This window comes from Embleya sp. NPDC008237, from assembly GCF_042956465.1.
In the GTDB taxonomy this organism is placed as follows: domain Bacteria; phylum Actinomycetota; class Actinomycetes; order Streptomycetales; family Streptomycetaceae; genus Embleya.
The window spans coordinates 305,406-320,665 of record NZ_JBIBGL010000012.1 but is presented as its reverse complement, the minus strand read 5'-3'; the positions used below and the strand labels follow the sequence as shown (position 1 = coordinate 320,665).

The following is a 15,260-nucleotide window of genomic DNA, read 5'->3' as shown; positions in this document are numbered from 1 at the left end:
GAATCCGGCCTCGCCCACGACTGACCGCCGTACGCCCCATGGGCCGCAACCACCGCACGGCAACACCGCAGCCGCAAACCACGCGGTCCCCCGGCCGAATATCCGGCCAGGGGGACCGCCGGCACCATCGACCCGCCACCGCGACCGCCACCCCCGCGAGCGCGAGCGTGGGCGCGCCCCTACTTCGGCAGGTTCCGCGCCATCACGATCCGCTGAACCTGGTTCGTGCCCTCATAAATCTGGGTGATCTTGGCATCGCGCATCATCCGCTCCAGCGGGTAGTCGCGCGTGTAGCCGTATCCGCCCAGGAGTTGCACCGCGTCGACCGTGATCTCCATCGCCGCATCCGACGCGAAGCACTTGGCCGCCGCGCCGTGGAAGGTCAGATCCGCGTCGCCGCGCTCGGACCTGGCCGCCGCCGCGTAGGTCAGCTGTCGGGCCGCCTCCAGCTTCATCGCCATGTCCGCGAGCATGAACTGGATGCCCTGGAAGTCACCGATCGGCTTGCCGAACTGCCTGCGCTCCTGCACATAGCCCTTCGCGTAGTCGAGCGCACCCTGCGCGATGCCCAGCGCCTGCGCCGCGATCGTCACGCGCGTGTGGTCGAGCGTCCTCATCGCGGTGGCGAAGCCCGTACCCTCCTCGCCGATGATCCGGTCGGCCGGGATCCGTACGTTGTCGAGGTAGACCTCGCGCGTCGGCGAGCCCTTGATGCCGAGCTTCTTCTCCGGCGCGCCGAACGAGACGCCCTCGTCCGACTTCTCCACCACGAACGCGGAGATGCCCTTGCTGCGCTTGTCCGGGTCGGTCACGGCCATCACCGTGTAGAACTCGGACACGCCCGCGTTGGTGATCCAGCGCTTGACCCCGTCGAGCACCCACGAGTCGCCGTCGCGCACCGCGCGGGTCTTCATCGCGGCGGCGTCCGAACCCGCCTCGGGCTCGGACAGGCAGTACGAGAACATCCCGTCACCGCGTGCGACCGCGCCCAGGTAGCGCCGCTTGAGGTCCTCCGAGCCGGACAGGATCAGCGGCATCGTGCCGAGCTTGTTGACCGCCGGGATCAGCGACGAGGACGCACACACACGCGCGATCTCCTCGATCACGATCACGGTGGCCAGCGCGTCGGCGCCGCCGCCGCCGTACTCCTCCGGGATGTGCACCGCATGGAGATCGTTCGCGCTGAGCGCGTCCAGCGCCTCCTGCGGGAATCGGGACTGCTCGTCGACCTCGGCGGCGAACGGGGCGATCTTCGCCTCCGCGAGGGCGCGGACCGACTCGCGGAGCATGTCGTGCTCCTCGGAGACGCGGAAGAAGTCGAAGTCTTTTCGTCCGGCCACGGGTGCCTACCTCTCAACAGAAGAGTGTGCAGCGTTTTATTACCGCTCAGTAAACAACACTGGCGTCCACAATTATTCAGCCGCACCCGGTTCGGGCTCGCATCGGCACGGCCACGGTTCGGCGACGGCGCCGTGACGACGCCGGATACGATCCAGGTCCCGTCCCATCCCCACGACGAAGAAGTCAGGTGACGTACGTGGCACCCCGCATCACGGTCATCGGTACCGGCTACCTGGGCGCCACGCACGCGGCGTGCATGGCCGAGCTGGGCTTCGAGGTCCTCGGGATGGACGTGGATCCCGACAAGGTGGCCACCCTCGCAGGTGGTCGCACGCCGTTCTGGGAGCCCGAGCTCGAAGAGCTGATGGCCCCGCACGTGGCATCGGGACGGCTGCGCTTCACCACCGACATCGCCGAGATCGCCGAGTTCGGCGACGTGCACTTCGTGTGCGTGAACACGCCGCAGCGCAAGGGCGAGTTCGCCGCCGACGTGTCCTACGTCGACGCCGCCGTGGACGCGCTGGCCCCGCTGCTGCGCCGCCCGTGCCTGGTCGTCGGCAAGTCCACCGTCCCGGTCGGCACCGCCGAACGGCTGACCACCCGGATCGCCGAGCTCGCGCCGGTGGGCACCGAGGCCGAGCTGGCCTGGAACCCCGAGTTCCTGCGCGAGGGCTACGCCGTCCAGGACACCCTGCACCCGGACCGGCTGGTGATCGGCGTGCGCTCGCAGCGGGCCGAGGACACGCTGCGCGAGGTGTACGCGAGCCTGCTCGCCGAGGGCGTCCCGCTCGTGGTGACCGACTTCGCCACCTCCGAGCTGGTCAAGACCGCCGCCAACTCGTTCCTGGCCACCAAGATCTCCTTCATCAACGCGATGGCCGAGGTCTGCGAGGCGGCCGGCGCCGACGTCGAGCAGCTCTCCCAGGCGCTCGCCTTCGACCCGCGGATCAACGGCCGCTTCCTCAAGGCCGGGCTCGGCTTCGGCGGCGGTTGCCTGCCCAAGGACATCCGGGCATTCATGGCCCGAGCGGGTGAACTGGGCGCCGACCAGGCGCTCACCTTCCTGCGCGAGGTGGACGCGATCAACATGCGCCGCCGGTTCCGGATGGTCGACCTCGCCCGCGAACAGTGCGACGGCAGCTTCCTGGGCCGCCGGGTCGCCGTCTTCGGCGCCGCCTTCAAGCCCAACTCGGACGACATCCGCGACTCGCCCGCACTCAACGTCGCCGCGCAGGTGCAGCTCCAGGGCGGCGAGGTGACCGTGTACGACCCCAAGGCGATGGACAACGCCCGGAAGATGTACCCGGGCCTGACCTACGCGGACACCGCCTTCGACGCCGCCCGCGGCGCGCACGTGGTGCTGCACCTGACCGAGTGGTCCGAGTTCCGCGAGATGGATCCGGCCGTACTGGGCGAGATCGTCGCGGAGCGACGCGTACTCGACGGGCGCAACGCCCTCGACCCGGTGCGCTGGCGCGGCGCAGGATGGACGTACCGGGCACTCGGTCGCCCCTGAGTAGCCGGCCCGCCCCGGGGGCACACTCACCCGGCTGACGGCGCCGCGCCGTCCGTCTGTCGGGGGGCACCGCGAGCAGCGAGACAAGGACTGCGAGGTCATCAGCATGCCGTACGGCGACGAGGCCACGATCCGACGGATCCTCGACACGCACACGTGGGCGGTGGTGGGACTCAGCACCAACTCCCACCGTGCCGCATATGGAGTAGCCGCGTTCCTCCGTCAGTGGGGAAAGCGCATCGTGCCGGTGCACCCGAAGGCCGAGACCGTGCACGGCGAGCAGGGGTACGCCACGCTCGCCGAGATCCCGTTCCCGGTGGACGTGGTCGACGTGTTCGTCAACTCGGACCAGGCCGGCGACATCGCCGACCAGGCCGTGAAGATCGGCGCGAAGGCGGTCTGGTTCCAGTTGGACGTGATCGACGAGAAGGCCTACCAGCGAGTCCGTGATGCGGGCCTGGACATGGTGATGGACCGCTGCTCCGCGGTGGAGCTCCAGCGCATCACCATGACGGGCGCGGGCCGGGCCTGAACCCGGGAACCGGGGCCCGAGCACACCGCCGGGCCCCGCCCACACCTCCGGAGGAAGTACCTAGGACCCGATCCGCTCGCGCAGCTTGCGCCCCTTCTCGGTCGCCTGCGCCTTCAGCTCGGCCTGGAAGCCGGTCATCCGCTCCAGCAGCGCCGGATCGTGCGCCGCCAGCATCCGCACCGCGAGCAGCCCGGCGTTGCGCGCTCCGCCGATCGAGACGGTGGCCACCGGCACCCCGGCGGGCATCTGCACGATCGACAACAGCGAGTCCATGCCGTCCAGGTACTTCAGCGGCACCGGTACGCCGATCACCGGCAGCGGGGTGACCGACGCGAGCATCCCGGGCAGGTGCGCGGCGCCGCCCGCGCCCGCGATGATCGCCTTGAGACCGCGTGCGGCCGCGGTCGTGCCGTACTCGATCATCTCCTGCGGCATCCGGTGCGCGGAGACCACGTCGGCCTCGTACCGGATCCCGAATTCGTCCATGACCTGCGCGGCGAGTTCCATCACCGGCCAGTCCGAGTCGGACCCCATGACGATGCCGACGACGGGCTGCGTGCTCATTCGGTGATGTCCCCTCGGAGGTAGTCGGCGGCGTGCCGGGCGCGCTCGCGCACGTCGTCCAGGTCGTCGCCGCACACGGTGACGTGGCCGACCTTGCGACCGACCTTCACGTCCTTGCCGTACATGTGCACCTTGACCCCGGGATCGCGGGCCATCACGTGCAGGTAGGGACGGTACATGTCCGGATAGTCGCCGCCGAGCACGTTGACCATCACGGTCCACGGCGCCCGGGCGCGCGGGTCGCCCAGCGGAAGGTCGAGCACCGCGCGCAGGTGGTTCTCGAACTGCGAGGTGACCGCGCCGTCGATGCTCCAGTGCCCGCTGTTGTGCGGGCGCATGGCCAGCTCGTTGACCAGGATCCGGCCGTCGGCGGTCTCGAACAGTTCGACCGCGAGGTGTCCGGTGACCCCCAGCTCGCCCGCGATCGACAGCGCGATCCGCTGGGCCCGGACCGCGAGCTCCTCGGCCAGGTTCGGCGCGGGCGCGATCACCTCGCGGCACACGCCGTCCACCTGGATCGACTCGACCACCGGGTAGGCCACCGCCTGCCCGTGCGGCGAGCGCACCACGCATGCGGCCAGCTCGCGGGTGAAGTCGACCTTCTCCTCGGCGAGCACCGGCACGCCGGCGGCGAACGGCACCGCGGCCTCCTGCTCGCCGCGCACGATCCACACGCCCTTGCCGTCGTAGCCGCCGCGCGTGGTCTTGAGCACGACCGGCCAGCCGCCCACCTCGGCCGCGAACGCCGCCACGTCCGCCGGATCGGCCACGATCCGGTTGCGCGGGCACGGGACGCCGATCTCGGCCAGTCTGGCCCGCATCACGCCCTTGTCCTGGGCGTGCACGAGGGCCTGCGGGCCGGGCCGGACGGCGACACCGTCGGCTTCGAGGGCCTCCAGGAGCGCGGTGGGGACCTGTTCGTGGTCGAACGTGACCACGTCGCAGCCCTGGGCGAAGCGGCGCAGGTCGGCGAGATCGTCCTCACTGCCGAGCACGACGTCGCCCACGACCTGGGCCGCGGATTCGGACGGGGATGCGGCGAGTACGCGAAAGCGGGCGCCGAGCGGGATTGCGGCCTGGTGCGTCATGCGGGCGAGCTGGCCGCCGCCGACCATGCCGACGACTGGGAACGTCACGGGGGAAGGGTACCGACCCGACACGCGCGGCCGCGTCAGTGGGCATTGCGGGCGTGCTCGCGGCGGACCCAGGTCACCGGAACGACATGTGCCACACGTGCCGGGAGATGTTCCGGTAAAGAGTCTGCAACAGGAGGGAGACCGTGCGCCGATGCCGAGCGACCGCGGCGGCTACCCTCGTCAGGTGAGTCGTCATGCCCGTAGCCCCGTTGGTGCCGAAGGAGCGTCCGTGCCCTCGCCTGTCGGCACCCCCGCCGAGCCGACCGTCGAAGCGCCGCCCGGCCGGGCGGCGCGCATCCGTTCCGAGGTCACCCAGTTCCTGGTCGCGGGCGGACTCGCCTACGCGGTGGACGTCCTCGTCTTCAACCTCGGCCTCTCGCTCGGCATGGGCGGGGTCGCGGCGAAGATCGTCTCCTCGATCCCGGCGACCATCGTGGCCTATGTCGGTAACCGATACTGGACCTATCGGCATCGGGATCGCACCGGCGTCGGTCGCGAGTACACGCTCTTCTTCGTGTTCAGCGCGATCGCCGCGGGCATCCAGGCGTCGAGCGTGTTCGTCTCACACACCCTGATGGGTTATGAGAGCAAGCTCGCCGACAACATCTCGGCGAACATCGTCGGTATGGCTCTCGGCACGCTGTTCCGCTTCTGGGCATTCCGCACGTGGGTGTTCAAGCACAAACGACCCGGTGTCGCGCCGGTCGTCGAAGGTGGCATGTCGTGAAGGCGCTGCGGAATTGGTACGACCGAGTCGGGCACCTGCTGCGCGAGACGCTGAAGTTCGGCGCCGTCGGCGGGTTCGGCGTGGTCGTCAACGTGATCGTGTTCAACATCTGCCGTAACCACCTGGGCCTGGCCTCGGTGCGCTCGTCGGTGATCTCGACCGCGCTCGCGATCATGGTGAACTACCTCGGCAACCGCTACTGGGCCTTCCGGCACCGCTCGTCCGAGGACAGTCGGCGCGAGTTCGTGCTGTTCATGGCGTTCAGCGGGGTCGGCATGGCGATCGAGGCGGGCACCGTGGCCATCTCGCACTACTGGCTCGGCTACCCGTCACTGCTCGCGGACAACGTCGCGAAGTACGCCGTCGGCCTGCCGCTGGGCACGCTGTTCCGCTTCTGGTCCTACCGCACGTGGGTCTTCACCGGAACCCACCACGTCGACCGCAAGCCGGTGCAGGTCGTGGCGCCGCCGGCCGCCGAGACCGTCGAAGCCGGCAGGAACGCCGAGGCCACGAAGGCCGACGGGCGGCCGGCCGGCTCCGGCAGGGCCCACCTGGACACCGAGGCAGCCCGCCTGGTCGAGGACGAAAGCGAAACGTCCCGGGCCTGAGCCGGCCCCGGGGCCGTCCTGCGAGCCCCGGCCCCGCTCCCACCGCCCCTCACCCGGGCGGATCCTCCGGATGCGCCGCCAGGAACACCGCGAACACCGGCGGGCGCTGCTGGAGCAGTTCCAGTCGGCCGCCGTCCGCCTCGGCCAGGTCGCGGGCGACCGCGAGCCCCAGGCCGGTCGAGTTGTGGCCGCTGACCGCCCGCTCGAACACTCGCGCACCCAGCTCGTCCGGCACTCCGGTGCCCTCGTCCTCGACCTCGACCACCACCGACGTGCCGGTCGTACGGGTACGGATGTTCACCCCGCCGGCACCGTGCATGAGCGTGTTCTCCACCAGCGTCGCCAGCACCTGGGACAGCGCCCCGGGGGTGGCCACCGCGGTCAGCCCGCGCTCCCCCTCGACCCGGATGCTGCGTCCGGCCTCGCGGAAGTTGGGTCGCCACTCGTCGATCTGCTGCTGGATGACGTCGTCCACCCGGACGGTGACCGCCGACATGTTGCGCGGGTCGCGCCCGCCGCTGCCGCGCCGACTGCTGGTCAGCAGCCGCTGCACCACGTCGGTGAGCCGCTCGACCTGGGACAACGCGATCGCAGCCTCCTCCTTGACGATCTCCGGGTCCTCGGTCGCGATGATCTCCTCGAGCCGCATGGACAGCGCGGTGAGCGGCGTGCGCAGCTGGTGCGAGGCGTCCGCGGCGAGCCTGCGCTCGGCGGTGAGCATCCGCGCGATCCGCTCGGCGCTGCGGTCCAGCACCTCGGCGACGCGGTCCAGCTCGGGCACGCCGTACCGGCGGTGTCGGGGCCGGGGATCACCGGAGCCGAGCCGTTCGGCGGTCTCGGCCAGGTCGGTCAGCGGGCGGGCGAGTCGGCGGGCCTGCCACACCGCGAGGGCGGCGGCCGCGGCGACGGCGAGCAGCGCCACGCACAGGATCAGCAGGAGGGATTCGCGGATCTTGCCGGTGACCCGCTCGCGCGGTTCGCCGACGGTGACCGAGTCGCCCATCTCGCCGTGCATGTCCTTCTCGAAGACCCGGCCGCTCGGCTTGTCGCCGATCACCAGCGGGGGCTCCCCGGGCAGCCGCACGATCGCGTAGCGATGCGGCTCGATCTGTCTGTGCAGCAGTTCGGCGTCCGAGCGTTCGCCGGAGGCCAGGCGCAGCTCGACGACCTCCAGGATGCGCGCGGCCTCGGCCTTGAGGCTGTCGCCCGCGCTGTTCTCGATCGCGTGGGTCTCCACGAATGCCAGGGGCACGCCGAGTACGGCCACGACGACCAGGACCACGCCGAGCGTGGTGTTGATGAGCCTGCGACGCAAGGTTGGTCCCGTCAGCTTTCCGAGGTCGGCTCCGAGATCGACTCCGGCGAAGTCGGCCCGGCCCGAGGTCAGCTCTTCTCGAAGCGGAAGCCGACGCCGCGCACGGTGGTGATGTAACGGGGGTTGCCCGCATCGTCACCGAGCTTCTTGCGCAGCCACGAGATGTGCATGTCCAGCGTCTTGGTGGAACTCCACCACGTGGTGTCCCACACCTCGCGCATCAGCTGGTCGCGGGTGACCACCCGGCCTGCGTCGCGCACCAGCACCCGAAGCAGGTCGAACTCCTTGGCGGTGAGCTGGAGCTCCTCCTCGCCGATCCAGGCGCGGTGCGAGTCGACGTCGATCCGCACGCCGTGCACCCCCTGACCGACGTCGGCCGCGCCGCGCCGGAGCAGCGCCCGCACGCGGGCGAGCAACTCGGCGAGCCGGAAGGGCTTGGTGACGTAGTCGTCGGCACCGGCGTCGAGGCCGACCACCGTGTCCACTTCGTCGGCACGCGCGGTCAGGACCAGCACCGGGAAGCCGTGCCCTTCGGCACGCAGCCGACGGCACACCTCCAGGCCGTCCATCCCGGGCAGGCCGAGGTCGAGCACGAGCAGGTCCACCCCGCTCTGCGCGGCGCATTCGAGAGCGCTTGGGCCGTCCTCGCGCACCTCGACCTCGTAGCCCTCTCGGCGCAACGCACGCGCGAGCGGTTCGGAGATGGATGCGTCGTCCTCGGCGAGCAGTACGCGGGTCATGACCTTGATGTTACTGAGCCGTGGACGCGAGGTTGACGAGCTCCGCCCGACAGACCTGCGAGGGCCGGGAATCGACGGGGATTTTTCCCTGATCGAAGGGCCGGAAGCGACCGGGACATTCGCAGCGATCGGGACTCTGCGAGCGGTGGTGGCCTGCGGTCGAGGTGTCCACGCGCGGTCACCATTCGTCGTCCTCGTGTCGACGCCACGAGTACAACATCGTGGCCGCGGCCATCACCAGGATCAGTGCGCCGACCACGATCAGCACGATCGTCCCGCCGGAGACGTCTCCGTCGTCCTCGCCGCGGCTCACCGTCCCGACGTCGACCCCGCTCGCCTTTGCCCCTTCCCCGGCGACACCGCCCGGGCTCGCGGCCGGGCTCTCCGCAGGCTGTGACGCGGTCCGTCCGGACGTCTCGCCCGGTGCCGGAGGTTGCCCGGCGCCGGGGCCCGCCGCACTGCCCTGCGCACCATCCGGGGCCGTCCCCGCCACGTCGACCTTGAGGGTCGCCGCGGGCGGCGCCGGAGTGGTCGGGAAGCACGTGGTGATCTGGTCGCCGAAGATCGCGGTACTCGTGACCATCTTGCCCGGGGCAAGCCGGATGTCGCCCTTGGCATCGAGCGGCACGGTGATCTCACCCTCGTAGGGCGGCACCACGATCTGCGCCGGCGTACCCGGGATGTCGACCCGCATCCTGGGTCCCTGGAGCGTGAGTTCGCCGCTCGCGCCGCCGGACAGGACGAGCTGGATCGACGGGGTCAACGGAGTGCCCGGGAACGGCAGCGGACTGGTCGCGGGGCTGCCGCCGAGGGTGACCTTGATCTTCACCTTGTCGCCGGGGCGGACCGGATCGGTCGGCGCGTCCAGCGAGATCTGCTGTGGACCGTCCACGGCGGGCTGGTCCAGCGGGATGACGCAGTGCACCTGCACGATCAGCGGTTCCGCCGCGCCGGCGGGCGGAGCGAGGGCGAGCGCCGCACCGACCGTGCAGCCCAGGGCGAGGACGGCGCTCGCCATGCGTGGAGCCCAGAGAGCCATCGGGAGTCGTGTTCCTTCTCGTGGGGGCGGAATTCCTGTGGGAGAGACGAGGTGAGGGGAGTGGGATGGGGTGCGGTGCCGCGCGCGGGCGTGTTCGCGGCACCGGTATACAGCCGAAGGGTCCCCCGGCCGGGTGAGGACCGGCAAGGGGACCCTTCGCATTCGGATCGACTGGGTTCAGCCATCGAGGCCGCTACGACGCCGAGTTCCGGCGCGCACGGACCGGATGTCAGACCTGGTTGCGCATCCGCCGCCGGTACGGCACGAACAACATCAGCGCGATCGCACCGAGCACGGCGGTTCCGGCCGCCATCGCGAACGCGGTCATGCCGCCGCCGGAGGCCCCGGTGTGCGCGAGGTCGCCGGTGGTTCCGCCGGTGGTGGTGCTGCTGCCGCCGTTGCTGTTGGCGCTGCCCGAGGGGGACTGGGTCAGACTGGGCGGCGGGGTGCCCGCGTCACCCTTTGCCACGAGGGTCGCCGAGACGGCGGTCTTGGTGACCGAGCAGGTGGTGATGGTCGTGGTGTTGAACGCCGGCGCGAAGCTCTCCATCGTCATCACACCCGGGGAGAAGCTGAAGTCGCCGCCGCCCCAGACATCGAACTTGCCGGTGAGCGGGCCATCCGCGTACAGCTTGGAGCCCGGAGCCGGCTTGGCCTCCATCTGCTTCCCGACGACGTCGACGGACCTCTCGGTCTCCCCCTGCTTCACGGTGATCGCGAGCTTCGGGGTGTACTTGATCGTCGTGGCCGGCAGACCCACGATGTCGGGGGTGGTGCCGACCAGGTTGTCCTTGAACTTGGCCGAGATGTCGAGCTTGTCGCCCTTCTTGGCGGTGCTCGGGATGGTCACCGTGATGCCGTAGGTCGGCGTGGTGTTCGGAATCGTGATCGGCGAACCCGTGGTCACACACGCGTACTCCGCCATGACCTCCTTGCCGTTGGGCGGACCCGGCGGCTCGTCCGAAGGCGACGCGGAAGTGCTCGGCGAAGCCGAGGTGGACGGGGCGGTCTTGTCCACGTTGAGCGTGAGGAACTTCGGCGTCGTCTTCGGCTCGCACTCGACCTTGGCGCCGGCGGCGACCAGCGTCATGTGCTTGAGCGTGAGGTCGAGGTTGCCGTCCGTGGCTCCCGCGGCGATCGGCACCTTGGCGTCGAAAGCCGGCAGGACGATGGGCTCACCCTTCACGAGGGCCGGCAGTTTGCCCTCGCCGGCGATCTTCACCGGCGCCGTCGACGCACCCGTGGCCGTGGTGTCGATGGCCACGGAGAACGGGAGGCCGGCGTTGATCGGCCCGACCGGCGCGTTGACCGTCTTACCCATGTCCACCTTGACCACCGCGTCCTGGCCCGGAGCGACCTTGGCGGGCGCTTCCAGCTTGAACGTCAGGTCCAGGGTGGCGGGATCCATTCCCAGGTCCGACGGGAACGTGCAGGTCATGTTGACCGTGGCCGTCGAGGGCGTCCCGGCGGCCTGCGCGCTCGGGGCGAACACGATCATGCCGCCACCACCGGCGATCAGCATGCCGCCGATCGCCGTCATGGCGAGTCTTGTCTTGGCCTTGCTCATCAGGTTGTGCTCCCTTCGTCGGGGCGGGACTCACCCCGTCGTTTTGGTCAGCTGAGCGTGAGCGTCAGGGTCGCCGAGTAGCTCTCGGCGGATGTGTTCCGGTCGGGCAGCCGCAGGGTCAGCTCCGCGCCGACGTCGAATTCACCCCCTGTGATGCTCGGTGACGACGATGTCGAGCACAGGGTTGCCGTACGGCTCGACTGCGCCCGGTTTCCGGGCTTCGCCGAACTGGGATAGGGGCCGCGTCCCGGATGCGGCGTGCAGTACGGATCCCAGACGAGGTTGTGGGCCTCGATCCGCGTTCCGTCCTCCGCCCGAAAATCGGACATCGCGCCGGTGAGGGTCCACCCGTTGCGCGACCCGCGAAAGTCTTGGACCAGCATCGGATTCAGCGCACCCTTGGCGATGCCGCCGGCCCGGTCCACCGTGAGCCGGTTGTGTCCGGCGTTGGGTGTACTGACCGCCAGAACTCCCGGGTTGATGTTGCCGTCCACCCGGGCCGGGGAGCTGGGTTGCTCGATCTTCGTGTCCCAGTCGAGGTCTCCCGCGCCGGGCGCCGATCCGCCGCCGTCGCTCCCGCCGGACCCGGACGCATCCGGGCCGGCCGAAGTGTCGCTCGGCGGAGCGGAGTTCGTGTCGCCACCGCCGGCGGCGGTCGGAGCGGGCCGGAAGGTGCCCCCGCCGCTCGGGCCCGCCTGATCGGTGACGTTGGTGTGCGACGGCCCGAACTCGCCGCCGCCGGGCCCGTAATAGAACACGAGCACGGTGCCGACGACGGCCGTCGTGGCGATCAGGGCGCCGAGCCCCCTGCCGGGTCGCGCGCTCATCGCTCCGACCCCCCGGACTCGCCGGCCCGCGGATGGTCGTCCTCGCCCGGCTCGGAACCCGCGTACAGCGGGCCGCCGATCACCATCGTCTCGACCATCGAGCGGACCGGGCGCTTGCTCAGGTCCACCGGTGCGGCCGAGGGCTCGGTCGGCCGTCGGTTCGCGGTCCTGGGTTCCGACCCGTCGTCATCCGCCTTGTCCTCGGCGGACCTTCGGTTCTTGTCGTCCCTGGTCAGCCGGGACGGCGCCGCCGCCAGTCCGACTTCGCGCTCGCGCTCGCTCGTACGGCGGGCCCGCTGCTCGCCGATCAGTTCGACGACCCGCAGGAACAGCCGCCAGGCCGCCACCGGGACCACGATCACCAGGAGCGCGCCGAAGATGTAGACGCCCCACGGGCGGCCGACCTCCAGGGCCTGTTCGTCCACGACCTGGTTGTCGTAGGTCACCCGCCAGCTGAAGGTGCCGTGCTGACGGGGGTTCAGCTCCACCGGGAGCGAGATGGTGGTGCGCTTGCCCGGCGGGATGGTGACGTGCGACTCGTAGTTCTCCCAGGTCGGGGCGTAGACGCCTTCGTAGAATCCGATCCGGAAGGTCGGGTTGACGATGGGCGACTGGCCCATGTTGCCCACCTCGATCCGGAACCGGCGCTGCACGGGCGAGCCGAACCAGGTGAAGATCGAGTCCTTGCCGACCATGGCGCTGTCGATGAACACCAGCCGACCGGGGGTCTTCACCGTCACCGGCAGCGGGGCATAGGGCGCGCCGTCGATCTCGAGCGGCACGCTCGCGTCCTTCGGCGGGCCGTTCATGATCACCGCGATCCGGACCACACACGGACACGGAGACGGCGGGATGGCTGCGGTCAGGGTGATCGAGACATTGCCGCCGGCGTCCACGGTTCCGCTCGCGGCACTGGCCGCGGCGCAGTTGACCGTGCCGCGCAGGCCGTTCTCCCCGCAGATGCTGGCCTGGACGAGGGATCCGGGAGTCCAGTCACCACCGACGACCGAGACCTTGTCCCCGGCCGCGACCTTGCCCGGGTCGATCGACGCGCTCGGTCCCGCGGCCGGCGCCGGGTCCGCCGCACGCGCGGGCGCCGTGCCGCCGAGGGCGACCAGCCCCAGCAACAGCACGGCGATCAGCGCGAGGGCGGCACCGCGGACGCGGCCGACCCGAACTGCGTGACGAACCCGGTTGACCACGATCAACGGCCGACCCCCGCGGAATCGGCGGAGTCCTCGGCGGCCGGCGCATCGGCCCGCGGGCGGGCCGGGGGCTGCTTGCCCTTCGGGCGCTTGGCGGCCTTCTTCGCGGGAGCGGCGGCGGGGGCGGCGTCGGCAGCGGCGGGCTCGGCAGCGGCGGCCGACACGGCGGGCTCGGCCTCGCCGGCGGCCGGCGCGGCGGAATCGCCTTCGGCGACGGTCGACTGCTCGGCAGTCGGTGCGGCGGAGTGGGCGGCGTGCTCGGCCGGTTCGGCCTCGACAACCGCCGGCGTGGTGTCCTCGACGGCGGATGTGTCCGCAACGGGCTTGTCCGCCACGGGAGTCGCCTCGGCGTCGATCCGCTTGTCGTCGGCCTCACCGGCCACGGCCGGCTCGTCCACGCTCGCCGGGACTGCGGCCGGCTTCTCCTCGGACCCCTCGGTGTTCTCGGGCTTCTCGGTGTTCTCAGGCTTCTCGGGGGTCTCAGGCTTCTCGGGGGTCTCGGACTTCGCGCCTTGCTCGGCCTGCTCCACCTGCTCCGCCGCGACCGGCTCGGCGTTCTCCGTCGCAGCATCGGCCGGCATCCCGACCTCCGCCTCGGCCTTCCCGTCCGTCGCGTCCGTGTTCTCGCCCTCGCCGGAAGTCTCCGCCGGGGCGGCCTCCTTCGCGAGTTCGACTACCGCGGGCTCCGCAACCGGCGCGTCACCGGCGGCGGTTGCGTGCTCGGCAACGGTCTCACCGGTCGCCCCGGGCGCGGCCTGGGCGTGCTCGGCGACGCTCTCGCCGGCAGGCGCGGGCTCCGGCGCGGCCGGGATCGGCGGCAGCACGGTCGTGTCGTCGGTCGGGCCCACCGGGTTGCCGGGCTCGGCCGGGTCCCCGCCCTTGCCCTTGCGTCCGTTGCGCCACACGCCCCAACCGATGCCGGCGAGCAGCAGGATGGCGGCCAGGGTGAGCAGACTGGGCCATGGCACGGCCGTGTACGAAGCGCTCGCGTCGTCCTTGAGGTTCTGCTCCGCGACGACGCCGTCGACCTTGACGGTGACGTGGTCCAGTCGCGGCGCGTCCTTCCACTCGACGACCTTGTCGACGGTCGAACCCGGCAGGATCTCGGCGCCCTCGTCGGCCTTGCTCATCAGCTCGCGCCCGAACAGACCCTCGGCCCGGAGCCGGAACTTGGGGCGCAGGATCACATTGCCCCGGTTGATGATCCGGTAGGTGATCGTCGCCTTGCTCGACCCGAAGAATTCGCCGAAGCCCGCGTCCCGCTCGACCTCGACCTTTTGGATGTCCATCGCCGGCAGCGCGTCGCCCTGCACCCGCAGGTACACCCGGGCGCCGATCTGCCGCTGGATGTTGACCTTGATCTGGCCCTGCTGCTGGGTGCCCTCGATCGCGGTGTTGAGCGCGACGATGGCGCCGGGGTGGTCACCGGGCGTCGCGTTCGGCGGGATGACGATGTTGAACGGGACCTGACGCTTCTCCCCCGGCTGCAGGGTCAGCGTCTGGTTCTCCGGCGCCACCTGGATCCAGGTCCCGACGTCCTTCTGTTTGTCGGTGACCGTGCGCAGCGCGAAGCCGCCGTCGCGCGGCGTGTTGTACGCGTCCGCGCCGAACAGCTTCATGGTGAGCGGCGCCGGGCTCGTGTTGTGCAGGGTCACCACGTCGGGAACGGTGGTGCCGGCGGCGCCTTCGAGGAAGAAGTAGCGACGGGCGTTCTGGCTCGTGCCGTCCGGCACGTACGGGTCGACCGACCATTCGCCGTTGCCCGCGGCCGACGCGGGGGTCGGCGCGACCAGCGTCAGGGAGGCGAACAGCGTGGCCAGCACTGCGAACAGGGTGGCCAGGGATCGGTTGCGTCCGCCTTGCCGGCGGCTCGGGGGGGCCGGGGTGCCCGTCATCGGTGTCTCCAGCTGGTCTGTGTGCTGCGGATCGAAAGGGCCGGCTTCGGGAGCGGATCCGAAGGGCCCGCGCTGTGTGCCTGGATGGTGGCTGCGCGGATCGCACGTGTGCGGTGTGGGCGGGACGGGCCGGCTGCCCGCCCCACCCTCCGCTCTGCGTCGATCCGCAGCGGCCCGCTCCGGCGGACCGTGCGCCACGGATGGTTTTCCGTGGCGCCCGGGCCCCCGGTGTCGAGGCCGTTCGAGGT

Annotated in this window: 14 protein-coding genes; 4 read left to right on the top strand and 10 right to left on the bottom strand. The window is 70.8% G+C overall.

What is annotated here, in order from left to right:
- Positions 1-179 precede the first annotated feature (179 nt).
- Positions 180-1,340 (bottom strand): acyl-CoA dehydrogenase, encoded by a 1,161-nt coding sequence (locus ACFZBU_RS30080; protein ID WP_391586821.1) that lies wholly within the window; start codon positions 1,338-1,340, stop codon positions 180-182.
- 197 nt (positions 1,341-1,537) lie between these two features.
- Here ACFZBU_RS30080 and ACFZBU_RS30075 point away from each other — a divergent pair, with 197 nt between their 5' ends.
- Together ACFZBU_RS30075 and ACFZBU_RS30070 are read left to right on the top strand one after the other, a co-directional pair.
- Positions 1,538-2,857 carry a UDP-glucose dehydrogenase family protein gene (locus tag ACFZBU_RS30075; protein ID WP_391586820.1) on the top strand — a complete coding sequence of 440 codons (1,320 nt, stop codon included), beginning with the start codon at positions 1,538-1,540 and terminating at the stop codon, positions 2,855-2,857.
- Positions 2,858-2,963: 106 nt separating this feature from the next.
- Positions 2,964-3,389, top strand: a complete 426-nt coding sequence (locus tag ACFZBU_RS30070) for a CoA-binding protein (protein ID WP_391586819.1) — start codon at positions 2,964-2,966, stop codon at positions 3,387-3,389.
- A gap of 60 nt (positions 3,390-3,449) precedes the next feature.
- Here the strand turns inward: ACFZBU_RS30070 and purE are convergent, their stop codons facing one another.
- Both purE and ACFZBU_RS30060 read right to left on the bottom strand, forming a co-directional pair.
- Positions 3,450-3,953 carry a 5-(carboxyamino)imidazole ribonucleotide mutase gene (gene purE / locus ACFZBU_RS30065; protein WP_391586818.1) on the bottom strand — a complete coding sequence of 168 codons (504 nt, stop codon included), beginning with the start codon at positions 3,951-3,953 and terminating at the stop codon, positions 3,450-3,452.
- Entirely contained in the window at positions 3,950-5,089 is a 1,140-nt protein-coding gene (locus tag ACFZBU_RS30060) for a 5-(carboxyamino)imidazole ribonucleotide synthase (protein ID WP_391586817.1), read from the bottom strand. Before ACFZBU_RS30060 ends, purE begins: the two co-directional genes overlap by 4 nt.
- A gap of 229 nt (positions 5,090-5,318) precedes the next feature.
- On the opposite strand from ACFZBU_RS30060, the gene ACFZBU_RS30055 reads away from it, so the two are divergent.
- Positions 5,319-5,816, top strand: coding sequence for a GtrA family protein (locus ACFZBU_RS30055; RefSeq protein WP_391586816.1), 498 nt, complete (start codon positions 5,319-5,321; stop codon positions 5,814-5,816).
- Positions 5,813-6,424, top strand: coding sequence for a GtrA family protein (locus ACFZBU_RS30050; protein WP_391586815.1), 612 nt, complete (start codon positions 5,813-5,815; stop codon positions 6,422-6,424). Before ACFZBU_RS30055 ends, ACFZBU_RS30050 begins: the two co-directional genes overlap by 4 nt.
- A gap of 49 nt (positions 6,425-6,473) precedes the next feature.
- Here ACFZBU_RS30050 and ACFZBU_RS30045 read toward each other — a convergent pair whose 3' ends face one another.
- From ACFZBU_RS30045 to ACFZBU_RS30015, 7 genes are all read right to left on the bottom strand, one after another.
- Positions 6,474-7,739, bottom strand: coding sequence for an ATP-binding protein (locus tag ACFZBU_RS30045; RefSeq protein ID WP_391586814.1), 1,266 nt, complete (start codon positions 7,737-7,739; stop codon positions 6,474-6,476).
- Between the two features lie 68 nt (positions 7,740-7,807).
- Positions 7,808-8,479, bottom strand: a complete 672-nt coding sequence (locus tag ACFZBU_RS30040; protein WP_020556678.1) for a response regulator transcription factor — start codon at positions 8,477-8,479, stop codon at positions 7,808-7,810.
- A gap of 178 nt (positions 8,480-8,657) precedes the next feature.
- Entirely contained in the window at positions 8,658-9,518 is an 861-nt protein-coding gene (locus ACFZBU_RS30035) for a hypothetical protein (protein WP_391586813.1), read from the bottom strand.
- A gap of 229 nt (positions 9,519-9,747) precedes the next feature.
- Positions 9,748-11,085, bottom strand: a complete 1,338-nt coding sequence (locus tag ACFZBU_RS30030) for a hypothetical protein (RefSeq protein WP_391586812.1) — start codon at positions 11,083-11,085, stop codon at positions 9,748-9,750.
- Positions 11,086-11,132: 47 nt separating this feature from the next.
- Entirely contained in the window at positions 11,133-11,912 is a 780-nt protein-coding gene (locus ACFZBU_RS30025; protein WP_391586811.1) for a hypothetical protein, read from the bottom strand.
- Entirely contained in the window at positions 11,909-13,120 is a 1,212-nt protein-coding gene (locus ACFZBU_RS30020; protein ID WP_391586810.1) for a hypothetical protein, read from the bottom strand. Before ACFZBU_RS30020 ends, ACFZBU_RS30025 begins: the two co-directional genes overlap by 4 nt.
- Entirely contained in the window at positions 13,117-15,012 is a 1,896-nt protein-coding gene (locus tag ACFZBU_RS30015; RefSeq protein ID WP_391586809.1) for a WxL protein peptidoglycan domain-containing protein, read from the bottom strand. Before ACFZBU_RS30015 ends, ACFZBU_RS30020 begins: the two co-directional genes overlap by 4 nt.
- Between the last annotated feature and the right edge of the window lie 248 nt (positions 15,013-15,260).